The following is a 25,063-nucleotide window of genomic DNA, read 5'->3' as shown; positions in this document are numbered from 1 at the left end:
GCGTTTTCAGATTAACGGAGCGAGGGATATGCGGGTACTGAAAGTAAAATGTCCGGAGTGCGGGGCAAAAGCGGTTATCAGAAAAACCAATCCCAAACACCCCCATATTTCAGATATTTATTGCGCCTGTACGGATGTGGAGTGCGGACATACATTTGTACTGAATCTGACATTCTCCCACACACTCAGCCCCAGTGCGAAGACAGGCGATATGATGTTACAGACCATCATTAATTCATTCTCACCAGAACAGAAGCAAATGACGCTGGATTTATTAAAAGCCAGTCTGGCCGCATAACACATGGCACCGCACACGGTGCCTTTTTTATTTCTCTCGACCAAATATCCAGCACCGGAAGGTCTCAGGCATTCTGGACATATCCCCTTTACCGCGATTATGACGCTCACTTACTGCGCTGCGTGTGGTTCCCTGCCTGATGAAACGGCGTTCATTACCGTTTTTAAGCAGCTTTTTGATTTCCGTTAAGGTAAAAGGTATGCGCTGCCGGTGTGCAGCGGCGACTTCCTCCATGTGGTTAAAATTAACCGCTATTTCATTCTCATCAGACGAATGATTGATGCCATAAGGTGCCAGTTCATCCAGGTAATCAAACAACTCCCAGAACTCCTGAACCATAGGATGATCCTTTTTAAGTGCCTGGCAGCGTTCCACGGCCAGTGCAGTGATAGCCGCACGGGTTTTTTCTATGCGCTCAACCGGCAACGGTACAACAATCGCGAGCGCATCCAGCAGACCAGCCAGCTGCGCGTGATTTTTTGCAATACGAATATGGCGAATATCCGCATCTGACTCCAGTTCATTACGGGCGCGTTCGTAACTCCTGCTGAACGTATCCATAATTTCTTTTTCACGCATGGCCGCCAGTAACGTGAATCCGGACACCCGACTGACAGGGATTTGTTCAAGCCGCTCTGCGGCATGTCGCGTCTGAATGGACTGGCCACGTTTGTCAGTGTAGATATGGATAATACGCTCCAGAAACGCCTTACTGCCGTCTGTATCTGCGTTCTGTGCGATAACAATACTTCCCCTGAATGGCGGTTCATATGTCTCGTTATTGTTGGATTTGATGCCTACTGCGCGGGATGCCCGACCATTATACAGTGATTTCAGTTCATCCCAGTCAAAAGCACGCTGTTTCGCGTTGTCCGTAGTGCGATCACCTTCAATTAGCACCACCGGCAGGTTACTTACCTGAGCAAAGTTACGCCCGCGCGCTGCGGCCGTCGATTTAGATGGATCAAAACCTTCATATTCTTCACGGCCAGCGAGTTTCCAAAGGAACTCAATAAGCGTTGATTTACCCGTTCCGGGTTCGCCGACAATCTCCAGAAACGGAAATGACTTGTCACGTTCGCGGATTTGTTCAGCAAAGAGTGACCCCAGCCAGAACGCCAGCGCCACATATCCTTTTTCACCGAACGCCGTCCAGATATCGTCAATCCAGCCTGTGGTAAATTCATTCAGCTTTGGATTCAGATCCAGTACAGGCGTAAGACTCAGGCTTTTTACGCTTGCATGGTTAATTTCGAAATAATCCTCGTCATTCATTTCATACAGCCGGCCATCGCAAACGGCCACACGATTAAACAACCACGCTGAATAATCCTTGTTGTAACCAATAAAATTCTGCGTTTTAACCTCTTTGATTTCGGGAAGACGCATCTGAATAAACTTATCCAGCTGTTTGGTACTCCCGGTATACACAGCCCCTTTGGCAATATGCAACAACCGCTTTTTAAACTCGGCGGAGCTGGTAAGCTGATTTGCTGTGAAGGTGTCTTTCACAGCCGGTCTGTTTGGCATATTCACCTTCACATAATACCAGGACTCGTCCGTGGGTTCAGAACGCTGGAAATACAGGGGAGTCAGCCAGCAGTTGGCAATTTCCGTGACACATCCGGACTCTTTAACAGCTTTTTCTCTGGCCTCCCATTCCTGTATGACTTCGGTTCCGGTATTGGTAATACGATCCAGTGCGCGTGTGTACCGGTCAAGATCCAGCTCAAACCAGTACATACGTGAGCCATACTCAAAATAAAACGAATGCCATTCATTATGTTGATGCATAAGAAGGGCTTTTTCAGTCGGGCTTTTCGCCAGCAGGAGATCGCCATAATAGCGGTAATTTTTTATGTCTGATTTACTGAAACGGTCACGTAGCAGCAAATCATTCCAGTCCAGGCAAGACGATGATTTCACCGGCTGCGCGGCGCGCGTTTTCCAGCCGGCGGCATCACTGCGCGCAGCAAAAGCCAGTGTGTGTTTTGTACCGGCCTTATCACCATCAAACGCCCATACAAGGCGCGGGCGTGGTTTTTCACCCAATTCTTTGGCCAGTGTATCCAGCGCGGCCAGCGGATAATTATTGCTGCTCAGTGTTGCCACCGCAGGTAAGCCAGCCTGACAAAGACTCAGTGCATTGAAAATGCCCTCGGTGATCCAGATTTCGTTCACTTCCAGCAGGTTAATAAAAGGCGGTACCCACCAGTGACCAACATAGCTTCCTTTGATATTCGCTTTTTGTTTTCCGAAGCGCTGCGGCTGGTCAATGATACGCTCCCACATGGCACCACATGACAACTTAAACCGGACAGTGGCAGATCCCATACCATCCTTCACAAATGCGCCCTGGGTAAAACTGCCTTTCAGTGGTTCCGTATTCAGCCCTCTGGCCTCACGCAGATAGGCTTCTGCCGCCGCATGTGGGGTTTCGGGCGTGTCCTGATAACGCTTAGACCAGTCTTCAAAAATATCCGAATACAGCTCTTTAACAACGACCTGATGACCGCAGTTATTTTCGCGGCCACATTTCAGAATCCAGGGTTTCTCAATACTGGTAAATAACTCACGTTTATGACAGGAAGGGCATATGCCCTGCTGCAAATATTTATCTTTTTCTTTAAATTCAAAGTCACGGACAAGGCGGCGCACAACGTCCCGTTGTATCGTAGCGTTCATATATAATCCAGATATGAATAGTGGAAGAAAGGCAAAAATTATATTTTATACTGTTTGTTATATCGCTCGTGCGTCATTAATTCCCAGTCCCTGCCCTTATTCTTACTAAGCAGACGCCAGCGATAGGAGACATGAACAGAAAAATAATGATTCGGCTTAATAACCTGATAAACCTTTTTGCCGTTGTAATATTCTGTCAGCGCTGAAAATGCCTTGTTTATGACACTTTCACTTGCATGAGAGGTCACTTTCAGCATAGTTATTTCACACTGGCTATTTTCATGAGGTACGTCCAGACATAAGAAACAATTTTTGCCTGATGGATAGCATCATATAAAGCGTGATGTTTGACGCCTTCAAACTTAATAATATTATTAATGTTCAGTCCCAGAGCTTTAGCCAGTGCACTTACTGTTCTTACATCACGATCATTCCAGTAATTCCACATTGGGCTTAACAAGCCGACCTTATTTGCAGCATGACGAAGAATAACGTTGTCGAATGACGCTCCATTACCCCAGACCTGTAAATGATGTGCATCAGTGAGTTCACAGATAAAATGGAAAAGGTCAGATATGGCGGTATCCAGCGGACAATTCGCATCATTAATAATCTCGCTCTTTGCTTCGATGGACTGACGCAGCCACCACAACACTGTATCTGCGCCCATCGTGCAGTCGTAATCAACGCTACTTGTAAGACTGATACGACGATAGAATGTTTCCCCCATTTCACCCGTTTCCGGATTAAACAGAACAGCACCGATAGCAGTAATTGCAGCGGTTGGTTTATTATCCATTGTCTCAAGGTCAATCATTAAATGTTTCATGGTATTTCCTTAACGTTGAACGGCGGTAAGTTGTACAGCAGATTTATTATTTTTTACAGTGCATGAAGCGAGTGAAATGAGGCCTGGAATATTATCATCAACCGGAATACTCCCATTAAAAGCCATCATAGTAATTTCGTGAAGTTCACAATAATCCTCAAATTCATTATTAAACCTGGCCATTAAAGACATACCTTCGAGACACTTCGCCAGTTTTAAATTTAGCTCCATTAACTGGATACCATCGCTATGAACAGAGAATGACTCCTTCTCAATAGCACTTGCCTGTTCGCGATAGGTACGTAACAGGCTACGAATAAGCGTGGCGTATTTCGCTTTCATAGTGAATCCCGAATAAATTAAAAAATTATTTTTTATTATGGCTTGTTGTTTTACTCGTCGTAAAAACTCGCTTAGCCCACTCTTTAAAGATTCCTGGTTCAGATGTAAATAAGCGGTTTTTCCAGTTATGCCACTCAGGCGGTGCAGACTGCGCAAGGTAAGCTGCGTAATCATCCCATTCGCCACGATGAATATAAATTTCTCCCCCTTTTTTCGATGGGTTATCAGGATCTTTCATGCGTACAACTGGCAACTTATTAGCAGAAGCCATTTTTCGGATCGCAGACGGTGTTTTACCTATGTAGGTAGCAAAAAGTTCTGGTGTCACCAGTAATGAAATCTCGTTTTCGGATAGCTCTTTCATCTGTGTTATCCTCCGTCAGTTTGGGTTCCTAGAGCATCTTAGGGCGTTCTAGGGTTTGTTAAACAAGGTTCTTATACGAGAACCGATGATAGTTGCAATTTAAGAACCATGTCAAGAGATTATGCGGAGAAACTCCGCCAGATACGTAAGGCCGAAGGTTTAACCCAGAAAAGTTTTGCGGAACTTACCGGAGTCGCTATCGGGACAGTAAAAAAATATGAATCTGGACATCAATCGGCCAGAGCTGAAATTGTTGAACGTGCTGTTGGAGTACAGCGGTTTGAAAAATATACGCTTTGGCTGATGACAGGCAAAACAGCACCGGCAGCGGGACAGATCGCGCCGTCTCTCTCCCCTGATGGGCAAGACGACAAAAAATCATCCCACTCCGCCCAGAAGGCTGGTTAATTGTCTGTTTTCTATACGCATTAGCACATAATTTACATAATGATTCGAATGTCGGAGGGCTTCGCTATGTCGATTAAGAAGCTCGATGATGGTCGTTATGAAGTGGACGTAAGACCGCGCGGAACTTCAGGAAAGAGGATTCGCCGAAAATTCAACAGGAAGTCAGAAGCTCAGGCATATGAAAAATATGTTTTGACAAACTTCCACGATAAAGAGTGGCAGGATAAACCAGCAGACAGAAGACTTTTGTCTGATTTGATCGCGCTATGGTGGAGTTACCACGGTAAAAACCATAATTACGGTGACTCATACAAAAAACGGCTAGAAAAGATTAACCGTGAAATGGGCGAACCCAGAGTTTACGAACTGACCCGTAATTTTTTAATGAAGTATCGCGCAAACAGGCTACATGATGGTGTATCTGCCGGAACGGTAAACAGGGACTTTTGCACTATGTCCAGCATGTTTAGGCTGCTAATTGATATGGAGGAGTTTCATCATGAAAACCCATTTCACAAGGTGCGTAAACTACGCCTAGAAAACACAGAAATGTCCTTCCTGTCAGAAGAGGAGATCCGGGACTTATTAATGGCACTCACTGGTGATGATCGTAGGGTTGTCGTGTTATGCCTAAATACAGGGGCGCGATGGGGCGAAGCCAGTAATCTGAAAGCAGAACACGTTATCAGTAATCGTGTAACTTTCGTCAAGACTAAAACTGGCCCCGCCCGAACAGTTCCAATTTCACAAGAGATAGCTGACTACATCCTTACGCGCAAATCAGGAAAGTTGTTTGACACTAACTATGAACGAGTTCGCGATGTACTCCGTAAGGTAAAACCCGACCTGCCAAGAGGACAAGCGCTTCATGTGTTACGACATACTTTTGCTACTCATTTCATGATTAACGGTGGAAACATTATCACGCTACAGCGAATCCTGGGGCATACAACTATTGAGCAAACAATGACGTATGCTCACTTCGCCCCGGACTATTTATCCGATGCTATACGGTTTAACCCTATGCGCGGGAGTGTCCAGATAATGTCCACCAACTAAGGCACTTTAGGGGTAATTAGGGCTGATAAGGCGCTCATAACTGATTGATTTAAATAAGAGCGCCTTATTTAACAAGCATTTCAATCGCACCTTCGGGCGCGTTTTTTGTTGACAGGATTAAAACAGTACGAGTACTGTACTTACGTACACAAAGGAAACAGTTATGAAGCTAACCCGGTTTTTCTTCGCATTCTTTTTTATCTTCCCCTGACCGGGAGGCGTTTCGTCATGTGATAAAGAATGCGAAGACGAACAAGAAGGCCTCCCCCACCGGGAGGCCTTTTTTATTGATAACAAAAAAGGCAACACTATGACATCGGAAAACCCATTACTGGCGCTGCGAGATAAAATCAGCGCCTTAGACGAAGAGTTACTGGCCTTACTGGCAAAACGACGCGCGCTGGCGATTGAAGTGGGACAAGCAAAACTACTGTCGCATCGTCCGGTTCGGGATATCGATCGTGAACGCGCGCTGCTGGACAGGCTCATCCATCTCGGTAAAGCCCACCATCTCGACGCACACTACATTACCCGTCTGTTCCAGCTTATCATTGAAGACTCCGTGCTTACTCAGCAGGCGCTGCTGCAACAACATCTGAATAATACTCACCCTCATTCGGCACGTATTGCGTTTCTTGGGCCGAAAGGCTCCTATTCTCATCTCGCGGCGCGCCAGTATGCCGCACGCCATTTTGAGCAATTTATTGAGAGCGGTTGCGCAAAATTCACCGATATTTTTCATCAGGTCGAAACCGGCCAGGCCGATTACGCCGTGGTTCCGATAGAGAACACCAGCTCCGGCGCTATCAACGATGTGTACGACTTATTGCAACACACCAGTCTGTCGATTGTCGGTGAGATGACCGTCACTATCGATCACTGCGTGCTGGTTTCCGGCGCTACGGATCTGAATACCATCGAAACGGTGTACAGCCATCCGCAGCCGTTCCAGCAGTGCAGTAAGTTTTTGAGCCGCTATCCGCACTGGAAAATCGACTATACCGAGAGTACGTCGGCAGCGATGGAAAAAGTCGCGCAGGCGAACTCTCCGCGCGTCGCGGCACTCGGCAGCGAGGCAGGCGGCATGTTGCACGGTTTACAGGTGCTGGAACGCATCGCCGCAAACCAGACGCAGAATATCACCCGCTTTCTGGTACTGGCGCGCAAAGCCATCAACGTTTCCGATCAGGTTCCGGCAAAAACCACTCTGTTAATCGCCACCGGGCAACAGGCAGGCGCGCTGGTCGAAGCGCTGCTGGTGCTGCGTAACCACAATCTCATCATGACGAAACTGGAGTCGCGCCCCATTCACGGCAATCCGTGGGAAGAGATGTTTTATCTCGATGTTCAGGCGAACCTGGAGTCGCAGGTAATGCAAAGCGCGCTAAAAGAGCTGGGCGAGATCACGCGCTCAATGAAAGTGCTTGGCTGCTATCCCAGCGAAAACGTCGTGCCGGTAGAACCTGCCTGACGTTCAATAAAACGGCTTTTCTTCATCCCTGCGACGGCTACCTGCAGGGTGAAGATGGCGCCGGAGAGCGGATAATCCGCCACTTCCTGAGCAGACATATTTTCTCTGGTAGTTGTAATAAACAGCGTTTTCATGTCTGCGCCGCCAAAACAAACCATCGTCGGACAACGTACCGGCAACCGGTACTCTTCCAGCTGCTCTCCTTGCGGTGAGAAACGCGCCACGCGCCAGCCGTCAAACATCGCGCTCCAGTAGCACCCTTCGCTATCCATCGCCGCGCCGTCGGGAAGTCCTTCTCCTTCGCCAAAATGGCGAAAAAGTTCACGCTTGCCCGGTTCGCCATGCTTATCAAGTAACGTGCGGTATATCACGCCATTTGGCGTATCGGAGGTATACATCCACTGGTTATCCGGGCTGAACGCCAGGCCGTTGTGTCCCTGAATATCGCACTGGATCACTTTTGCCGTCAGGTCATGATTGATCCGCATCAGCAACGCGCCATTATAGTCACCTGGCGCCCAGAACGTTCCGGCATAAAAACGTCCATCGCCATCAGTGCCGCCATCGTTGAAACGCGCCAGTTTCGTATTAGAGGGATTGTCGCAAACCTTACGCTGCAATAATCCATTTTTATCGGCCAGCCAGATAGCATGACGCATGGCCACAATAAATCCGCCCTGCTCACGCAAGGCAAAACAGCCCACCTCTTCCGGAAACGCCAGCACGCTATGCATCCCGCTCGCCGGATGGTAACGATGGATCTCCTGTTCCAGGATATCGGTCCAATACAGCGCGCTTTCATCCTCGCTCCATGTGGGGCATTCTGGTAGATGTCCGACATAATCAAATAAAACGTGCGGCGTAGTCATAACGGTTCCTTAAACGAAAAAAGCCAGCAAAGCTGGCTTTTAGTATAGATGTCATCATTATGGTCGGCTGTCATTCGCCTGACGCAATAACACACGGCTTTCATTCTGGAAGCGTCTGGCATAATCGCCAAACCAGTGTTCAACTTTGCGAAAACTGTCGATAAAAGCCTGCTTATCACCCTGTTCCAGTAACCCGATCGCATCGCCAAAACGTTTATAGTAACGCTTGATAAGCGCCAGATTGCGCTCCGACGACATAATAATGTCCGCATACAGCTGCGGGTCCTGGGCGAACAGACGCCCGACCATCGCCAGCTCCAGTCGATAAATCGGCGATGATAGCGCCAGAAGCTGCTCAAGCTGGACGTTCTCTTCCGCCAGATGCAGCCCATAAGCGAAGGTAGCAAAGTGGCGCAGCGCCTGGATAAAAGCCATGTTCTGATCGTGCTCGACAGCGCTAATTCGGTGCAACCGCGCGCCCCATACCTGGATTTGCTCAAGGAACCACTGATACGCTTCCGGTTGACGCCCATCACACCAGACCACCACCTGCTTCGCCAGGCTCCCGCTGTCCGGACCAAACATCGGATGCAAGCCCAACACGGGGCCATCATGGGCCGCCAACATTGCCTGCAACGGACCGCTTTTCACCGATGCCAGATCGACCAGAATACAGTCGGACGGCAGGGGCGGCAGTTGCGCTATGACCTGTTCAGTAACATGAATCGGCACGCTGACGATCACCATTCCGGCATCGGCGACAATGTCCCTGGCGCGCGACCAGTCCTGCTGTTCCAGAATACGGACCTGATAGCCCGACAGCGTGAGCATTTTTTCAAACAGACGCCCCATCTGTCCGCCGCCGCCCACAATGACGACCGGACGCAGAGAAGGACAAAGCGTTTTGAACCCCTTATCATTTTCGCTGGAGTAAGATTCACGCATTACCCGGCGCAGGACATCTTCAATGAGATCGGGCGGGACACCGATCGCTTCTGCTTCCGCCCGTCGTGAAGCCAGCATAGAGGCCTCACGCTCTGGCACGTAAATAGGCAGGCCAAAACGGCTTTTCACCTCGCCGACTTTGGCAACCAGTTCCAGGCGCTTAGCCAGTAAATTCAACAACGCTTTATCGACATCATCTATTTGATCGCGTAATGCGGTCAATTCAGCAACCATAACAACCTCTTATGCGACGCGCACCGCCAGCTGGCCGCTCAAATCTTTATGAATTTCACGCAACAGGGCATCGGTCATCTCCCAGCTAATACAAGCATCGGTGACGGAAACGCCATACTTCATTTCGCTGCGCGGCTGTTCGGAAGACTGATTACCCTCATGAATATTACTTTCAATCATTAAGCCAATGATTGAACGATTGCCATCTTTAATCTGCGCAACCACAGATTCGGCAACGGCTGGCTGGCGGCGATAATCTTTATTGGAGTTACCATGACTGCAATCTACCATCAGCGAAGGACGTAGTCCCGCCTGTTCCATCTCTTTTTCACACTGAGCGACATCTGCCGGGCTATAGTTTGGCGCTTTGCCGCCACGCAGAATCACATGGCCATGCGGATTTCCCTGGGTTTGCAATAACGCAACCTGACCGGCCTGGTTAATGCCAACAAAACGATGAGGTTGCGCAGCGGCGCGCATGGCGTTAATCGCTGTCGCCAGGCTGCCATCCGTGCCGTTTTTAAAGCCGACCGGCATAGAAAGACCAGACGCCATTTCGCGGTGGGTTTGCGATTCGGTTGTGCGCGCGCCTATCGCCGACCAGCTAAACAGATCGCCCAGGTATTGCGGGCTGTTCGGATCCAACGCTTCGGTCGCCAATGGCAACCCCATATTCACCAGTTCCACCAGTAGCTGACGCGCTATTTTCAACCCGGCTTCCACATCAAATGAGCCATCCATGTGAGGATCGTTAATCAGCCCTTTCCAGCCGACGGTAGTCCGCGGCTTTTCAAAATAGACGCGCATTACCAGATAGAGGCTATCGCTGACCTCTGCGGCAAGGGCTTTAAATCGACGGGCATATTCCAGAGCGGTTTCAGGATCGTGAATAGAACAAGGACCGCATACCACCAACAGACGCGGATCGCGCCCGGCAATAATGTCAGAAATGATTCCCCGGGACTGCGCTATCTGCGCTTCCTGCGCCAGACTCAACGGAAAGGCCGCTTTAAGCTGCTCCGGCGTCATTAATACCTGTTCATCGGTGATACGTACGTTATTCAGCGCGTCTTTTTGCATGATGGCGATCCTGTCTTTTCTTGTTTGCGATAGTTGATCCTCCACGAGGATGTTTAAACCATACCACAAAAAGTAAAGATTTCAATCCATATTACGTAAAATAAACTTTACACTATGCGCAATCGTCGATTAAACCCCTTTATTTCGTATCAAAAACTTTACACAACAAGTGAATTATTTTATTCCCAGCCTCAGAAAAGCGGTAAAATGAGCGATGCTCGCTATTTTTTGATTATTTTTTCTCCGCACACATATTTTTACTTTCTGATATAGGGTGATTAATACCATTATCACAAGAATTTAATATCAGGGATGCCATTTAAATTATTCATATTATCAATAAGAAATAATGACGATATGGCAAAATAATGTTATTTTGCTACAAACAATCACGGATGTATTTTAATGCTTTACGACTGAAGATGGTGGGGACTTGTTAATGCGTTTTTCTCACCGATTTATCCTTCTGTTATCGCTATTATTAGCCAGCTTGCCTCTGTATGCTCAACGCGTCACGGAAGAAGAGAAATCCGTACGCGCCATCGTCTCCGGTATCGTCAGTTATACACACTGGCCGGCGTTATCCGGGCCGCCAAGGCTATGCATATTTTCATCTGCGCGTTTTGTCAGGGTACTTAGCGAAGAGGCTGACTGGGCTTTCCCTTATCAACCGCTTGTCATCCGTACCACACAAGAAGCCCTGAGCGCCCACTGTGATGGTTTTTACTTTGGCAATGAATCGCCAGCTTATCAGGTGGAGTTAACGCGTCATTATCCAGTTAATGCCTTGTTATTAATTGCCGAGCAAAATACCGAATGTATTATTGGCAGCGCATTTTGTCTGATCATTAACAATGATGAAGTCAAATTTTCCGTCAACCTGGACTCCCTCGCGCATAGCGGCGTGAGAGTGAATCCAGAAGTATTAATGCTTGCACGGAATCAAAAGCATGAATAAGGAATTTTCTCTGTCCAGACCAACATTTAAACGCACACTACGGCGGATTAGTATAATCAGCGTGCTGCTTACGATGACATTGATCTGGCTATTAATTTGCGTTGCGTCTGTCCTTACGCTCAAACAGTATGCGCAAAAGAATCTCGATTTGACCGCCGCCACAATGGCCCATAGCCTTGAAGCGGCACTGGTATTTTCCGATAACACGGCCGCAGCGGAAACGCTCGCCACACTGGGACGCCAGGGACAATTTTCAGCGGCGGAGGTCCGCGATAAAAATGGCCGTATTATCGCCTCATGGCGCTATGATGCGCGAGCCGCAGACGATAAGCTCATTGGCTTAATTAGCCACTGGCTTTTTCCATTGCCGGTATCGCAACCCGTCTGGCACAACGGCAGGGCCATCGGCGAAGTACGGCTTGTCGCCCGCGACAGCCTTATTGGTCATTTTATCTGGCTATCGCTGGCAGTGCTGACAGGATGTATTCTGCTGGCATCCGGCATTGCCCTGCTGCTCACGCGTTATTTACACAATGGCGTTGTGGATGCGCTGCAAAATATTACTGAAGTTGTACACGACGTTCGCACTAACCGAAATTTTTCACGCCGGGTACCTGATGAGCGTATTGCGGAATTTCACCTGTTTGCGCAGGATTTCAATAGCCTTCTGGATGAGATGGAAGAATGGCAGCTACGGCTTCAGGCTAAAAATGCCCAGTTACTACGTACCGCGCTGCACGATCCGCTGACGGGGCTTGCCAATCGCGCAGCATTTCGCAGCTGTATTAACGCGCTGATGAAGGACAATTCCGCTCGTAGCAGTTCGGCATTGTTATTTCTGGATGGCGATAACTTTAAATATATTAATGATACCTGGGGACATGCGGCAGGCGACCGGGTACTTATAGAGGTTGCCAAAAGATTAGCGGAATTCGGTGGTAGCCGTTATCAGACTTACCGACTCGGCGGCGATGAATTTGCGATGGTGCTTTACGATGTACATTCGGAATATGAAGTACAACGTATTTGCGCAGCGCTATCCCAGGCGTTTAATCGACCTTTTGAACTGCATAACGGCCAGCGGATAACGATGACCATGAGTATTGGCTTTGCGCTGACATGGGAACATGCCACTGCCGAAAAACTACAAGAACTGGCCGATCGAAATATGTATCAGGCTAAACACCGGCGTGCGGAACGCTCGCTAAACTAAGGAACGGGCCTGGCCGTTTCTGATTCAGCGTTGATACCACTGACCCGGCCTAATCATGTAACCGTCTATGGCGTGGAGCAACCCATAAAAAAGGGGCCAGCGTAATGCCAGCCCCTTCTTTTCTACAAGCTTTCGGATGTTGCGAAAGCGCGTTCTTAGTTAAGACGCTCTTTGATACGAGCCGCTTTACCAGTACGCTCACGCAGGTAGTACAGTTTAGCTTTACGAACAGCACCACGACGTTTAACAGCAATGCTGTCAACTACCGGAGAGTGAGTCTGGAAGACACGCTCAACGCCTTCGCCGTTGGAAATTTTACGAACAGTGAATGCAGAGTGCAGACCGCGGTTACGAATAGCGATAACCACGCCCTCGAATGCCTGCAGACGTTTCTTGGTACCTTCAACAACCCATACTTTCACTTCCACGGTATCGCCCGGACGGAAGGAAGGTACGTTCTGCTTCATCTGCTCTTGTTCAAGTTGCTTAATAATGTTGCTCATAATTTAATCTCTTATCCTGGGTAAACTGATATTCGGGGGCCTATGCCATCCCATCATGTTTATGCTGCTGTTGTGCGTGTTCTGTTTTGAACTCCGCCAGCAACCTTGCTTGCTCTTCAGTCAGAGCCAGGTTTTCCAGAAGTTCAGGTCTTCTAAGCCAGGTTCGGCCCAGCGACTGTTTCAAGCGCCAGCGACGTATCTCGGCATGGTTTCCCGACAGCAATACTGGCGGTACTTCCATCCCCTCTAACACTTCAGGGCGCGTATAGTGCGGACAATCCAGCAACCCATCAGCAAACGAATCTTCGATTGCTGATGCTTCATGCCCCAGAACTCCCGGTATAAACCGGGCGACGGAGTCAATCAGCGTCATTGCCGGTAGTTCGCCACCGCTGAGAACGTAATCGCCAATTGACCATTCTTCGTCAATTTCGGTCTGAATTACGCGCTCATCTACGCCTTCGTAGCGACCACACACCAGAATAAGTTTCTGATTCGTGGCCAGCTCGCTAACGCCCGCTTGATCAAGCTTGCGTCCCTGAGGCGACAGATAAATCACTTTAGCGCCTTCACCTGCCGCGGCTTTTGCTGCGTGAATGGCGTCCCGCAAGGGTTGCACCATCATTAACATCCCTGGTCCGCCGCCGTAAGGACGGTCGTCCACGGTACGGTGCCGGTCATGCGTGAAGTCGCGAGGACTCCAGCTTTGGATGTTCAGCAGGCCTTTTTTTACTGCCCGGCCAGTTACCCCGTAATCGGTAATTGCGCGGAACATTTCAGGAAACAGGCTAACTATGCCAATAAACACAAGCCAATCCCCATAACGCCATTTATTACCGTTTATTCGGTGGTTTAAAAACCAGGATCCCAGTCTACTTCGATAGTACGAGTAGCGAGATCGACTTTCTTGATAACCTGCCCATCGAGGAACGGTACTAGTCGTTCCTTGATACCAAATGCATCTTTCAGGTTCGCCTTAATGACGAGAACGTCATTCGACCCGGTTTCCATCATGTCGATAACTTTACCGAGATCGTAGCCTTCAGCGGTGACTACCTGGCAGCCCATCAGGTCTTTCCAGTAGTAGTCTCCCTCCTCAAGCGCAGGAAGTTGCGAGGAATCCACGACAATTTCGCAATTGGTCAGAAGATTCGCGGCATCTCGATCGTCAACGCCTTTCAGCTTGATGATCAGATCCTGATTGTGGTGCTTCCAGCTTTCCAGCTGTACCTGCTGCCACTGACCCGCCTTCTGGATAAACCAGGGCTGATAGTCAAAAATGCTTTCGGCGTCTTCAGTGGAGGAAAACACTCTGAGCCAACCACGGATACCGTATGAAGAACCCATTTTCCCCAGTACAACCGGTTCAGCGGGTACTTGTGCGGCGAGTTGCTTGCTCATCATGACCACCGTGACAGATTAAGCTGCTTTTTTTACTTCTTTGATCAGCGCCGCAACGCGATCGGAAATGGTTGCGCCCTGGCCAACCCAGTGAGCGATGCGATCCAGATCCAGGCGGGTGCCTTCTTCTTTTTCGCTAGCGATTGGGTTGAAGAAACCAACGCGCTCAATGAAGCGACCGTTGCGTGCATTACGGCTGTCGGTGACAACAACCTGGTAGAACGGACGCTTTTTAGCGCCGTGACGAGCTAAACGAATAGTTACCATAACATCCTCTTGTGTGAATAAAACAACCGGGCCCCATCGAGGAACGGAGCCCGGCGTCATATTAAAAGCCCGAAAATTTTACTGATTTCTGGGAAAATTGCAATCAACAGTTAATAACTCTGCTGTAGAAGGCCGTCGGCGGCGCAGCGAGTTCGGTGCCGGCGTGCGCGCAGCCACCGCAGCGTACACGCAGTACGTGAGGATGGCGAGCACACCCCGGTGCCGAAATAGCAAGTGAGCCAGGCCGGGAAATTAGCGGCCAGGGAAGCCTGGCGGCATCATCCCCTTCATACTCCGCATCATCTTCGCCATCCCGCCCTTCTTCATCTTCTTCATCATGCGCTGCATGTCGTCGAACTGTTTCAGAAGGCGGTTAACGTCCTGCACCTGCATCCCACAGCCTTGTGCGATACGGCGTTTACGGGAACCTTTGATGATTTCCGGCTTCGCGCGCTCTTTCAGCGTCATCGAATTGATGATCGCCTCCATACGCACCAGCACCTTGTCATCCATCTGCGATTTAACGTTGTCCGGAATCTGCCCCATGCCCGGTAATTTGCCCATCAGACTGGCCATACCGCCCATGTTTTTCATCTGTTTGAGCTGTTCCAGGAAGTCGTTCAGGTCGAAACCGTCGCCTTTCTTCAGTTTAGTCGCCAGCTTTTCAGCCTGTGCGCGGTCAACTTTGCTTTCGATATCTTCGATAAGAGACAGTACGTCGCCCATGCCGAGAATACGCGAGGCGATACGATCCGGGTGGAACGGCTCCAGCGCGTCGGTTTTCTCGCCGACACCGAGGAATTTAATCGGCTTGCCGGTGATATGACGAATAGAGAGCGCCGCACCGCCACGCGCATCACCATCGACCTTGGTCAGCACCACGCCGGTTAACGGCAGCGCTTCGTTAAAGGCTTTTGCGGTATTCGCAGCATCCTGACCGGTCATCGCATCGACGACAAACAGCGTTTCTACTGGCTTGATAGAAGCGTGGACCTGTTTGATTTCGTCCATCATCGCTTCGTCAACGTGCAGACGACCGGCGGTATCCACCAGCAGCACGTCGTAGAATTTGAGCTTCGCTTCTTTCAGCGCGGCGTTGACGATATCAACCGGTTTCTGGCCGACATCAGACGGGAAGAAATCCACGCCAACCTGCTCAGCCAGCGTTTCGAGCTGTTTGATCGCCGCCGGGCGATAGACGTCGGCAGAGACGACCAGCACTTTCTTCTTGTGCTTCTCGCGCAAGAATTTACCCAGCTTACCGACGCTGGTGGTTTTACCCGCCCCCTGCAGACCCGCCATCAATACTACGGCTGGCGGCTGCGCAGCTAAATTCAGCGTCTGGTTCTCTTCGCCCATCGCCGCAACCAGTTCGCTACGGACAATCTTGACGAACTCCTGCCCTGGGGTCAGGCTCTTGTTAACTTCATGACCAACCGCTTTCTCTTTTACGCGATTGATGAACTCACGCACTACCGGCAGCGCAACGTCAGCCTCCAGCAGCGCCATGCGCACTTCGCGCAGCGTCTCTTTAACGTTGTCTTCAGTAAGGCGCCCACGGCCACTGATATTGCGCAGCGTGCGCGACAAACGATCGGTTAAATTATCAAACATTGTCTCTCGCCTGGGGTGGAAACGGTTGGTCGCCGCAGCGACACAGTTACAGAATTTCGCCACAGTATACCATGAAGCCGTCTTTGTTGTTATGCAACGGTTGGAGCTGCGGTCACGTAACGCTATACTGCTTCTCTTTCTCACTGGTCAACTGTCGACACAACTATGCCCGTTTTTGCTTTACTTGCCCTTGTCGCCTACTCCTTCAGCCTCGCGCTGATCGTTCCCGGACTGTTGCAAAAAAACAGCGGCTGGCGGCGTATGGCTATTCTTTCTGCGGTCATCGCGCTGGTGTGCCATGCTGTCGCGCTGGAATCGCGTATTCTGCCCGGCGGCGACAGTGGACAAAACCTGAGCCTGCTGAATGTCGGTTCGCTGGTCAGCCTGATGATCTGCACGGTAATGACCATTGTCGCGTCGCGTAATCGCGGCTGGCTACTTCTGCCCATTGTCTATGCTTTTGCGCTGATTAACCTGGCCTTCGCCACGTTCATGCCTAATGAATATATTACGCATCTGGAAGCGACCCCAGGCATGATGGTGCACATCGGTCTGTCGCTTTTCTCTTACGCGACGCTGATAATCGCCGCGCTGTATGCGCTACAGCTGGCGTGGATCGACTATCAGTTGAAGAACAAAAAGCTGGCGTTTAGTAATGAAATGCCGCCATTGATGAGCATTGAGCGCAAAATGTTTCATATCACGCAGATTGGCGTCGTACTGCTGACCCTTACTCTGTGTACCGGCCTGTTTTACATGCATAACCTGTTCAGTACTGAAAATATTGATAAAGCCGTGCTCTCTATCGTGGCATGGTTTGTCTATATCGTTCTGCTGTGGGGGCATTACCATGAAGGCTGGCGGGGTCGGCGGGTCGTGTGGTTTAACGTCGCAGGCGCGGGTATTCTGACGCTGGCCTATTTTGGTAGCCGCATATTACAGCAATTTGTAAGCTAAGCTTTTAAAGGAGTTTCCCCTGGAACACATCTCCACCACCACGCTGATTATCATATTAATCATCATGGTGGTCATCTCGGCCTATTTTTCCGGTTCCGAAACTGGAATGATGACGCTAAACCGTTACCGTTTACGCCATATGGCGAAGCAAGGTAATCGCTCGGCAAAACGGGTAGAAAAATTATTGCGTAAACCCGACCGACTGATAAGCCTGGTGCTGATCGGCAATAACCTGGTCAACATTCTTGCCTCGGCGCTCGGCACGATTGTGGGTATGCGGCTTTACGGCGACGCCGGCGTGGCTATCGCCACCGGGGTACTGACGTTTGTCGTGCTAGTTTTTGCCGAAGTCCTGCCCAAAACTATCGCCGCGCTCTATCCGGAAAAAGTGGCCTATCCCAGCAGCTTCCTGCTGGCGCCGTTACAGATACTGATGATGCCGCTGGTGTGGTTACTTAACACCATCACCCGCCTGCTGATGCGTCTGATGGGGATTAAAACGGACATCGTGGTCAGCGGGTCGTTAAGCAAAGAGGAATTACGCACTATCGTGCATGAATCCCGTTCGCAAATCTCTCGCCGCAATCAGGATATGCTGCTGTCGGTTCTCGACCTGGAAAAAGTCAGCGTGGATGACATCATGGTGCCGCGTAATGAAATTATCGGGATCGATATCAATGACGACTGGAAGTCTATCGAGCGGCAGCTCACCCACTCCCCGCACGGACGCATCGTGCTCTATCGCGATTCGCTGGATGACGCCATCAGTATGCTGCGCGTGCGCGAAGCCTGGCGGTTAATGGCCGAGAAAAAAGAGTTCACCAAAGAGATGATGCTGCGCGCCGCCGATGAAATCTATTACGTCCCGGAAGGTACGCCGCTCAGTACGCAACTGATTAAATTTCAGCGCAATAAAAAGAAAGTCGGACTGGTCGTCAACGAATATGGCGATATCCAGGGGCTGGTCACCGTGGAAGATATTCTCGAAGAGATCGTTGGCGACTTCACCACATCGATGTCACCGACACTGGCGGAAGAGGTCACGCCGCAAAACGACGGTTCGGTCATTATTGACGGTACCGCCAACGTCCGGGAAATCAATAAAGCGTTTAACTGGCACCTGCCGGAAGATGACGCGCGCACCGTCAACGGGGTGATTCTGGAGGCGCTGGAGGAAATTCCGGTTGCTGGCACGCGCGTGCGCATTGAGCAGTACGATATCGATATTCTCGATGTACAGGAAAATATGATTAAGCAGGTAAAGGTTGTACCGGTGAAACCGCTGCGCGAGAGTGTGGCGGAGTAACATAATGGCGAACTCCGGTTCGCCTTTTTTATCGCCGTCTTTTAAGATTCCATCAATTCCTGCCATTTACTTAACAATGCAATAATGACTTTTCAAGCATTCAGAAAGGATATTGATGTTATGTCAGAAGATTATGTAATTGAATGGGATAAGAATTTTGCAGACGACCTCAACGTCGTCGCCAGCGTTTTTTTATCGCACAACCCAACCTTATGGCCCACTATTTTCTCTCAACTTTCGACGCAACCTGAAATCTTTGAAGACGAAGATGAAGACGAATATGGGTTGCAGGACGTTCTGGATTGTAGCGGTGGCGATCTCGGAAATAACGATCTGGCACAGGCATTTTTACAAGTTCTACGCGGCGAAGGATTAATTCACCTCGTTGACTGGAAAGGTGAAGATGAAGAAGGCGAACTGGCTAATTTTGCCGCAGATCGCTTTTATGAACTCACAAAAAACCTGACGGATTCTGAGGAATTAAGAAATCTTCTTGTCGAAATAACCCAAGAGGATGAAATCTCCGATGTCTGTGAAGCCGGAGACCGTTACCTTGACGAGATCTTTGAACGCATTCAGACCGAACTCAATAAAAGGGGCTTCCAGATTTTTGATCTGAATGAAGGAGCTGACACCTATAATGTGGTCGTTCTGCCAATGAGCGAATATAAAAAAATAGAGGATTTCAACACGCCGTGGCTCGAAGTACAGGATTTTTTAAGCTAAAAAAATGGCCGACTTTACATCGGCCATCAGACTTTTACTTCGCCTTCGCTACAGTCACCATCGCCGCGCGAATGGTACGACCGTTCAGCGTATAGCCTTTCTGCATAATACCCAGCACATTGCCTGCCGGAACCTCTTCCGACTCCACCATCGCAATCGCCTGATGCACGTTCGGGTCCAGCGGCACATTGGTCTCAGCAATCACTTCCACGCCGAACTTACGCACCACATCCAGCATAGACTTCAGCGTCAGCTCAATCCCTTCGACCATTGCCGCCATATCCGGATTGGCTTTGTCTGCGACTTCCAGCGCGCGATCCAGGCTATCGATTACCGGCAGCAATTCGTTGACGAACTTCTCGAGAGCGAATTTATGCGCTTTTTCGATATCCTGTTCAGTACGACGGCGCAGGTTTTCCATTTCCGCTTTGATACGCAACACGGTGTCGCGTTCGCGAGTCTGGGCTTCTGCAAGCTGAACTTCCAGATTCGCAATTTTTTCATCGCGCGGATCCACCTGCTCAGCAGAATCGTTTGGTTCAACTGCCTCAACCTCTTCGTGCTGATCCATGATAATTTCTTCCGGGGCTTGCCCCTCAGGCGTTTTCTGTTCTTTACTACTCATGAATTTCTCCGCGTTTTTTTCGCATTCATCTCGCTAACTTCGCTTATTATGGGGATCAGATTCAGGGTTTCAAGGGAAGTACTCACATTGTCATCAATCTTCGCTACAAGGACCTCAGAAAAATGAATAATCATTTCAAGTGTATCGGCATTGTGGGGCATCCGCGTCATCCCACCGCACTCACGACACATGAAATGCTCTACCGTTGGCTATGCGATCAGGGTTATGAGGTCATTGTGGAGCAACAAATCGCCCACGAATTACAGCTAAAAAATGTACCAACCGGTACGCTGGCGGAAATTGGTCAACAGGCGGATCTGGCGGTAGTCGTGGGCGGCGACGGTAATATGCTTGGCGCAGCGCGTACGCTGGCGCGTTATGACATCAATGTGATTGGCATTAACCGCGGTAATCTTGGCTTCCTGACCGATCTCGATCCGGACAACGCCCTGCAACAATTATCTGATGTGCTGGAAGGGCGCTATATCTCCGAAAAACGTTTTCTGCTGGAAGCGCAGGTCTGCCAACAGGATCGCCAGAAGCGTATCAGCACAGCCATTAATGAAGTGGTGCTGCATCCGGGAAAAGTGGCGCATATGATCGAATTCGAGGTTTATATTGATGAAACCTTCGCTTTTTCACAGCGGTCTGATGGTCTGATCATTTCTACGCCGACCGGCTCCACCGCCTATTCGCTCTCCGCAGGCGGCCCTATTCTGACCCCTTCACTGGATGCCATCACCCTGGTGCCGATGTTCCCGCATACCTTGTCGGCGCGCCCGTTAGTCATTAACAGCAGTAGCACGATTCGTCTGCGTTTTTCGCATCGCCGTAGCGATCTGGAAATTAGCTGCGACAGCCAGATAGCGCTGCCTATTCAGGAAGGAGAAGATGTGCTGATTCGCCGCTGCGACTACCACCTCAACCTGATACATCCCAAAGACTATAGCTATTTCAATACATTAAGCACAAAACTCGGTTGGTCAAAAAAATTATTCTAATTTTACGTTAGCCTCTTTACTGTATAAAAAACCAGTTTATACTGTATTTAATTACAGTCATGGTTTTTCATACAGGAAAACAGCTATGTTGGCGCAACTGACCATCAGCAATTTTGCTATCGTTCGTGAGCTTGAGATCGATTTTCAGAGCGGAATGACCGTCATTACTGGTGAAACCGGCGCGGGTAAATCTATTGCGATTGATGCCCTGGGTCTGTGTCTGGGCGGTCGCGCTGAGGCCGATATGGTCCGTACCGGAGCAACCCGCGCCGATTTGTGTGCCCGCTTTGCGCTGAAAGACACGCCTGCGGCATTGCGCTGGCTGGAAGAAAACCAGCTTGAAGAAGGGCGCGAATGCTTACTTCGCCGCGTTATCAGCAGCGATGGTCGCTCACGGGGCTTTATTAACGGCACCGCTGTGCCCCTGTCTCAATTGCGCGAGCTAGGTCAGTTGCTGATTCAAATTCATGGTCAACATGCGCACCAGCAGCTTACCAAACCCGAACAGCAAAAATCGCTGCTGGATAGCTATGCCAACGAAGCCGCTTTAGCGCAGCAGATGGCTGCCCGCTACCAATTATGGCATCAAAGCTGCCGCGATCTCGCCCATCACCAGCAACAAAGCCAGGAACGCGCCGCGCGCGCGGAACTGCTGCAATATCAGTTAAAAGAGTTGAACGACTTTAACCCGCAGGCCGGCGAATTCGAGCAAATTGACGAAGAGTACAAACGGCTGGCCAACAGCGGACAGTTGCTTACGACCAGCCAGAACGCTCTGGCGCTACTCGCGGACGGCGAAGACGTTAACCTGCAAAGCCAGTTATATAGCGCAAAACAACTGGTTAGCGAGCTGGTGGGTATGGACAGCAAGCTTTCCGGCATCCTGGATATGCTGGAAGAAGCCACTATTCAACTCACCGAAGCCAGCGATGAATTACGCCACTATTGCGAGCGTCTGGATTTAGACCCCAATCGCCTGTTTGAACTTGAACAGCGCATCGCTAAACAAATTTCGCTGGCGCGAAAACATCACGTCAGCCCGGAAGCGCTGCCGCAGCTTTATCAGTCACTGCTCGAAGAACAGCAGCAGCTCGACGATCAGGCCGATTCGCTGGAAACGCTGACGCTGGCGGTTAATAAGCATCACCAACAAGCGCTGGAAACGGCGCAAGCGCTGCATCAACAGCGTCAGTTTTACGCCCAGGAGCTGGGGCAGTTGATCACTGAAAGTATGCATTTACTTTCAATGCCGCACGGTCTGTTTACTATCGACGTGAAATTTGATGAGCATCATCTGAGCAACGACGGCGCCGATCGCGTGGAGTTTAAAGTGACGACAAACCCAGGTCAGCCGCTGCAGCCTATCGCTAAAGTCGCGTCTGGCGGTGAACTGTCGCGCATTGCGTTGGCTATTCAGGTGATTACCGCGCGCAAAATGGAAACGCCGGCACTGATTTTTGACGAGGTCGATGTTGGCATCAGCGGCCCAACCGCCGCCGTGGTCGGTAAACTCCTGCGTCAGCTTGGCGAATCCACTCAGGTGATGTGCGTCACTCACCTGCCACAGGTAGCCGGGTGCGGTCACCAGCACTTCTTTGTCAGTAAAGAAACAGACGGGGCAATGACCGAAACCCATATGCAACCGTTGGATAAACGTGCGCGTTTACAGGAACTGGCCCGCCTGTTGGGAGGAAGTGAAGTTACGCGTAATACGCTGGCAAACGCAAAAGAACTGCTGGCGGCGTAAACTTTTTTACCTCCCGAAGGTCTGAGTTCACAACAAAAACGCCGTAAGACCCGACAGCAAAAGGTTTTAAAGTGATGAAAGGTCTATTATCATCGGCATATTAATATGAGCCACGTACTGCTCAGGCCCGAAAAGGAACCCAATCACTATGCGCTGTAAAACGCTGACTGCTGCCGCAGCAGTACTCCTGATGTTGACCGCAGGCTGTTCCACTCTGGAGCGAGTGGTTTACCGACCTGACATCAATCAGGGGAACTATCTTACACCTACGGATGTCGCCAAAGTGCGTGTTGGTATGACGCAACAACAGGTTGCGTATGCTTTAGGCACGCCGATGATGACCGATCCTTTTGGTACGAACACCTGGTTTTATGTCTTCCGCCAGCAGCCAGGACATGAGAACGTGACGCAGCAGACTCTGACGCTCACCTTTAACAGCAGCGGCGTGTTAACCAATATTGATAACAAACCGGCGTTGACGAAGTAATTTTGTGATACCGCCTGATGAGGTTACGTTCATCAGGCCTGCAAACCTCTCCCCGCCATTTGGTACGAATTTGCCTGATGGCGCTACGTTCATCTGGCTTACAGGCACACCTGTGCTTCAGGTGTGGTACGGCTTTCACACCGTTATCCGGCAAGGTTAATTATCTGCCAGCCGATTTTTCGGCGCGCTGGCGGCGTAATGCTTTTGGATCGGCGATTAAGGGACGGTAAATTTCAACCCGATCGCCATCCTGCACCGTATCGGTGAGTTTTACCGGACGACTATAGATGCCCACTTTATTTTTCGCCAGATCGATATCCGTGCGCAATTCCAGCAAGCCGGAAGCGCGAATCGCCTCTTCGACCGTCGCGCCCTCCTCCAGCGTTACGCGCTGCAAATACTGCTTTTCCGGCAGCGCATAAGCCACTTCAACCACAAGTTTATCCGGCACGGTAAACCTCTTTGGCGCGAACCGTAAACGCCTGCACCATGTTGGACGCTAACTCTTTGAATACACGACCAAACGCCAGCTCAATGAGTTTATTGGTAAACTCAAAATCAAGCTGAAACTCAATACGGCACGCCTCGGGGCTGAGCGGGGTAAATTTCCAGCCGCCGATCAGCTTTTTAAAGGGGCCATCCACCAGATGCATCAGAATGCTCTGGTTACGCGTTAGCTGATTACGCGTCGTAAACGTCTTGCTGATACCCGCCTTCGACACGTCAACAGCCGCCGTCATCTGTGCTGGCGATGACTCCAGGACGCGACTACCAACACACCCAGGCAAAAACTGGGGATACGATTGCACGTCATTCACTAACTGATACATCTGTTCCGCACTGTAGGGGACTAAAGCAGTCCGACTAATCTGAGGCATAGCAATTCCCATCAACATAAATCGTGTAAATAATACCACTTATCAGCGAGTAAAAAAAATGCTGTCCCCAACCGTCATGCCTTAATTGTGCGTGCATAGCCCAACTCATGCTAAGATAGATTTTTGCACCTCATCAGGACGTAATGGGGTGTTTTCGATATCAGATTACCTATGAATTCACGACACTTATGACGAAGAAAAAAGCACATAAACCGGGCTCAGCCACCATCGCGCTGAATAAGCGCGCCCGGCACGAATACTTTATCGAAGAAGAGTTCGAGGCTGGTCTCGCCCTGCAAGGCTGGGAAGTAAAATCTCTGCGCGCAGGAAAAGCCAATATCGGCGACAGTTACGTTATCCTCAAAGATGGCGAGGCCTGGCTGTTTGGCGCAAACTTTACGCCGATGGCGGTCGCCTCGACACATGTCGTATGCGACCCAACCCGAACCCGCAAACTGTTGTTAAATCAGCGTGAGCTTGATTCGCTGTATGGCCGTATTAATCGTGAAGGTTATACTGTCGTCGCGCTTTCTCTGTACTGGAAAAATGCCTGGTGCAAAGTGAAGATCGGCGTGGCGAAAGGTAAAAAACAACATGATAAACGTTCCGATCTTAAAGAACGTGAGTGGCAACTGGATAAAGCACGCATTATGAAAAATGCAGGCCGATAATAGACATTTTTTGTGACCAGCTTCTCAGTATGAAGCTGGTCAATATTCATATCTCATTCATGCCTCGAAAATATATTCTCTGTGTCTGACGCTTATCAATAGCAATAAACACGACAACAAGAATA

General features: G+C 49.8%; 30 protein-coding genes and 1 other annotated feature. Of the genes, 14 read left to right on the top strand and 16 right to left on the bottom strand.

The features are described 5' to 3' along the window. Positions 1 to 28 precede the first annotated feature (28 nt). Positions 29 to 298 (top strand): ogr/Delta-like zinc finger family protein, encoded by a 270-nt coding sequence (locus ACLJRH_RS22900; protein ID WP_001264830.1) that lies wholly within the window; start codon positions 29 to 31, stop codon positions 296 to 298. Positions 299 to 325: 27 nt separating this feature from the next. On the opposite strand, the gene ACLJRH_RS22895 is transcribed toward ACLJRH_RS22900, so the two are convergent. Genes ACLJRH_RS22895 through ACLJRH_RS22875 form a run of 5 tightly spaced genes read right to left on the bottom strand, consistent with a single transcriptional unit; the run spans position 326 to position 4,518 of the window. After that, the gene (locus ACLJRH_RS22895) at positions 326 to 2,983 is read right to left on the bottom strand and encodes a toprim domain-containing protein (protein WP_054175272.1); all 2,658 of its coding nucleotides are present in this window, start codon (positions 2,981 to 2,983) and stop codon (positions 326 to 328) included. A gap of 38 nt (positions 2,984 to 3,021) precedes the next feature. Then, entirely contained in the window at positions 3,022 to 3,240 is a 219-nt protein-coding gene (locus ACLJRH_RS22890) for a hypothetical protein (RefSeq protein ID WP_000922120.1), read from the bottom strand. A 2-nt stretch (positions 3,241 to 3,242) separates the two neighbouring features. Continuing rightward, complete coding sequence (locus tag ACLJRH_RS22885; RefSeq protein ID WP_000681786.1) at positions 3,243 to 3,812, bottom strand: 3'-5' exonuclease; 570 nt, start codon at positions 3,810 to 3,812, stop codon at positions 3,243 to 3,245. A 9-nt stretch (positions 3,813 to 3,821) separates the two neighbouring features. Further along, on the bottom strand, positions 3,822 to 4,154 hold the full coding sequence (locus tag ACLJRH_RS22880; RefSeq protein WP_000645096.1) for a hypothetical protein: 333 nt from the start codon (positions 4,152 to 4,154) through the stop codon (positions 3,822 to 3,824). A gap of 25 nt (positions 4,155 to 4,179) precedes the next feature. Continuing rightward, positions 4,180 to 4,518: a Cox family DNA-binding protein gene (locus ACLJRH_RS22875; protein ID WP_002954289.1), complete on the bottom strand. Its 339-nt coding sequence runs from the start codon at positions 4,516 to 4,518 to the stop codon at positions 4,180 to 4,182. A 108-nt stretch (positions 4,519 to 4,626) separates the two neighbouring features. On the opposite strand from ACLJRH_RS22875, the gene ACLJRH_RS22870 reads away from it, so the two are divergent. The 4 genes from ACLJRH_RS22870 to pheA all read left to right on the top strand — a co-directional run bounded on the left by ACLJRH_RS22870 (position 4,627) and on the right by pheA (position 7,456). Then, entirely contained in the window at positions 4,627 to 4,926 is a 300-nt protein-coding gene (locus tag ACLJRH_RS22870) for a helix-turn-helix domain-containing protein (protein WP_000085723.1), read from the top strand. Between the two features lie 66 nt (positions 4,927 to 4,992). Continuing rightward, on the top strand, positions 4,993 to 5,985 hold the full coding sequence (locus tag ACLJRH_RS22865) for a tyrosine-type recombinase/integrase (protein WP_054175282.1): 993 nt from the start codon (positions 4,993 to 4,995) through the stop codon (positions 5,983 to 5,985). A gap of 162 nt (positions 5,986 to 6,147) precedes the next feature. Beyond that, positions 6,148 to 6,273, top strand: a sequence feature (Phe leader region). Then, entirely contained in the window at positions 6,149 to 6,196 is a 48-nt protein-coding gene (gene pheL, locus ACLJRH_RS22860) for a pheA operon leader peptide PheL (protein ID WP_010989056.1), read from the top strand. Its footprint overlaps the feature before it by 48 nt. Before the next feature lie 22 nt (positions 6,274 to 6,295). Beyond that, positions 6,296 to 7,456: a bifunctional chorismate mutase/prephenate dehydratase gene (pheA, locus tag ACLJRH_RS22855; RefSeq protein WP_000200082.1), complete on the top strand. Its 1,161-nt coding sequence runs from the start codon at positions 6,296 to 6,298 to the stop codon at positions 7,454 to 7,456. Here the strand turns inward: pheA and ACLJRH_RS22850 are convergent. Genes ACLJRH_RS22850 through aroF form a run of 3 tightly spaced genes read right to left on the bottom strand, consistent with a single transcriptional unit; the run spans position 7,417 to position 10,584 of the window. After that, complete coding sequence (locus ACLJRH_RS22850) at positions 7,417 to 8,325, bottom strand: SMP-30/gluconolactonase/LRE family protein (RefSeq protein ID WP_001607154.1); 909 nt, start codon at positions 8,323 to 8,325, stop codon at positions 7,417 to 7,419. The two genes, pheA and ACLJRH_RS22850, sit on opposite strands and share 40 nt — an antisense overlap. A 57-nt stretch (positions 8,326 to 8,382) precedes the next feature. Then, complete coding sequence (gene tyrA / locus ACLJRH_RS22845; RefSeq protein WP_023136471.1) at positions 8,383 to 9,504, bottom strand: bifunctional chorismate mutase/prephenate dehydrogenase; 1,122 nt, start codon at positions 9,502 to 9,504, stop codon at positions 8,383 to 8,385. Positions 9,505 to 9,513: 9 nt separating this feature from the next. After that, positions 9,514 to 10,584, bottom strand: a complete 1,071-nt coding sequence (aroF, locus tag ACLJRH_RS22840) for a 3-deoxy-7-phosphoheptulonate synthase AroF (RefSeq protein WP_001168062.1) — start codon at positions 10,582 to 10,584, stop codon at positions 9,514 to 9,516. A gap of 439 nt (positions 10,585 to 11,023) precedes the next feature. Between aroF and ACLJRH_RS22835 the strand changes: the two genes are divergently transcribed. Next, positions 11,024 to 11,542 carry a YfiR family protein gene (locus ACLJRH_RS22835; RefSeq protein WP_001212375.1) on the top strand — a complete coding sequence of 173 codons (519 nt, stop codon included), beginning with the start codon at positions 11,024 to 11,026 and terminating at the stop codon, positions 11,540 to 11,542. Beyond that, entirely contained in the window at positions 11,535 to 12,755 is a 1,221-nt protein-coding gene (gene dgcN / locus ACLJRH_RS22830) for a diguanylate cyclase DgcN (protein ID WP_001030989.1), read from the top strand. Before ACLJRH_RS22835 ends, dgcN begins: the two co-directional genes overlap by 8 nt. A 155-nt stretch (positions 12,756 to 12,910) precedes the next feature. Here the strand turns inward: dgcN and rplS are convergent, their stop codons facing one another. From rplS to ffh, 5 genes are all read right to left on the bottom strand, one after another. Next, positions 12,911 to 13,258 carry a 50S ribosomal protein L19 gene (rplS, locus tag ACLJRH_RS22825; RefSeq protein WP_000065257.1) on the bottom strand — a complete coding sequence of 116 codons (348 nt, stop codon included), beginning with the start codon at positions 13,256 to 13,258 and terminating at the stop codon, positions 12,911 to 12,913. Positions 13,259 to 13,298: 40 nt separating this feature from the next. Continuing rightward, positions 13,299 to 14,066, bottom strand: a complete 768-nt coding sequence (gene trmD / locus ACLJRH_RS22820) for a tRNA (guanosine(37)-N1)-methyltransferase TrmD (RefSeq protein WP_000469807.1) — start codon at positions 14,064 to 14,066, stop codon at positions 13,299 to 13,301. A gap of 44 nt (positions 14,067 to 14,110) precedes the next feature. Further along, the gene (rimM, locus tag ACLJRH_RS22815; RefSeq protein WP_000043266.1) at positions 14,111 to 14,659 is read right to left on the bottom strand and encodes a ribosome maturation factor RimM; all 549 of its coding nucleotides are present in this window, start codon (positions 14,657 to 14,659) and stop codon (positions 14,111 to 14,113) included. An 18-nt stretch (positions 14,660 to 14,677) separates the two neighbouring features. Then, a complete protein-coding gene (gene rpsP, locus ACLJRH_RS22810) occupies positions 14,678 to 14,926 on the bottom strand; it encodes a 30S ribosomal protein S16 (RefSeq protein ID WP_000256453.1) in 249 nt (82 codons plus the stop codon). Positions 14,927 to 15,178: 252 nt separating this feature from the next. Continuing rightward, the gene (gene ffh / locus ACLJRH_RS22805) at positions 15,179 to 16,540 is read right to left on the bottom strand and encodes a signal recognition particle protein (protein ID WP_000460052.1); all 1,362 of its coding nucleotides are present in this window, start codon (positions 16,538 to 16,540) and stop codon (positions 15,179 to 15,181) included. A 165-nt stretch (positions 16,541 to 16,705) separates the two neighbouring features. Here ffh and ACLJRH_RS22800 point away from each other — a divergent pair, with 165 nt between their 5' ends. From ACLJRH_RS22800 to ACLJRH_RS22790, 3 genes are all read left to right on the top strand, one after another. Beyond that, positions 16,706 to 17,497: an inner membrane protein YpjD gene (locus ACLJRH_RS22800; protein WP_001537507.1), complete on the top strand. Its 792-nt coding sequence runs from the start codon at positions 16,706 to 16,708 to the stop codon at positions 17,495 to 17,497. A gap of 19 nt (positions 17,498 to 17,516) precedes the next feature. Further along, positions 17,517 to 18,803: an HlyC/CorC family transporter gene (locus ACLJRH_RS22795; RefSeq protein WP_127172650.1), complete on the top strand. Its 1,287-nt coding sequence runs from the start codon at positions 17,517 to 17,519 to the stop codon at positions 18,801 to 18,803. A gap of 120 nt (positions 18,804 to 18,923) precedes the next feature. Next, positions 18,924 to 19,529, top strand: a complete 606-nt coding sequence (locus ACLJRH_RS22790) for a hypothetical protein (RefSeq protein WP_023136472.1) — start codon at positions 18,924 to 18,926, stop codon at positions 19,527 to 19,529. Positions 19,530 to 19,563: 34 nt separating this feature from the next. Here ACLJRH_RS22790 and grpE read toward each other — a convergent pair whose 3' ends face one another. Next, on the bottom strand, positions 19,564 to 20,154 hold the full coding sequence (gene grpE, locus ACLJRH_RS22785) for a nucleotide exchange factor GrpE (RefSeq protein WP_001518875.1): 591 nt from the start codon (positions 20,152 to 20,154) through the stop codon (positions 19,564 to 19,566). A 122-nt stretch (positions 20,155 to 20,276) separates the two neighbouring features. Here grpE and nadK point away from each other — a divergent pair, with 122 nt between their 5' ends. From nadK to bamE, 3 genes are all read left to right on the top strand, one after another. Continuing rightward, a complete protein-coding gene (nadK, locus tag ACLJRH_RS22780) occupies positions 20,277 to 21,155 on the top strand; it encodes an NAD(+) kinase (RefSeq protein WP_001059155.1) in 879 nt (292 codons plus the stop codon). A gap of 85 nt (positions 21,156 to 21,240) precedes the next feature. Continuing rightward, complete coding sequence (gene recN / locus ACLJRH_RS22775) at positions 21,241 to 22,902, top strand: DNA repair protein RecN (RefSeq protein WP_000880965.1); 1,662 nt, start codon at positions 21,241 to 21,243, stop codon at positions 22,900 to 22,902. A gap of 148 nt (positions 22,903 to 23,050) precedes the next feature. Beyond that, positions 23,051 to 23,389, top strand: a complete 339-nt coding sequence (bamE, locus tag ACLJRH_RS22770) for an outer membrane protein assembly factor BamE (RefSeq protein WP_001203445.1) — start codon at positions 23,051 to 23,053, stop codon at positions 23,387 to 23,389. A gap of 160 nt (positions 23,390 to 23,549) precedes the next feature. Here bamE and ACLJRH_RS22765 read toward each other — a convergent pair whose 3' ends face one another. Both ACLJRH_RS22765 and ACLJRH_RS22760 read right to left on the bottom strand, forming a co-directional pair. Further along, the gene (locus ACLJRH_RS22765; protein WP_001112990.1) at positions 23,550 to 23,840 is read right to left on the bottom strand and encodes an RnfH family protein; all 291 of its coding nucleotides are present in this window, start codon (positions 23,838 to 23,840) and stop codon (positions 23,550 to 23,552) included. Further along, on the bottom strand, positions 23,830 to 24,267 hold the full coding sequence (locus tag ACLJRH_RS22760) for a type II toxin-antitoxin system RatA family toxin (RefSeq protein WP_001543334.1): 438 nt from the start codon (positions 24,265 to 24,267) through the stop codon (positions 23,830 to 23,832). Before ACLJRH_RS22760 ends, ACLJRH_RS22765 begins: the two co-directional genes overlap by 11 nt. 188 nt (positions 24,268 to 24,455) lie before the next feature. Here ACLJRH_RS22760 and smpB point away from each other — a divergent pair, with 188 nt between their 5' ends. After that, positions 24,456 to 24,938, top strand: a complete 483-nt coding sequence (smpB, locus tag ACLJRH_RS22755; protein ID WP_001518569.1) for an SsrA-binding protein SmpB — start codon at positions 24,456 to 24,458, stop codon at positions 24,936 to 24,938. The last annotated feature ends 125 nt before the right edge of the window (positions 24,939 to 25,063 follow it).

Origin of the sequence: Salmonella sp. SAL04162, assembly GCF_046551535.1 — a bacterium.
GTDB lineage: Bacteria > Pseudomonadota > Gammaproteobacteria > Enterobacterales > Enterobacteriaceae > Salmonella > Salmonella enterica.
Note: the sequence above shows the minus strand (reverse complement) of the source record. Positions and strands in the feature narration are given on the sequence as shown.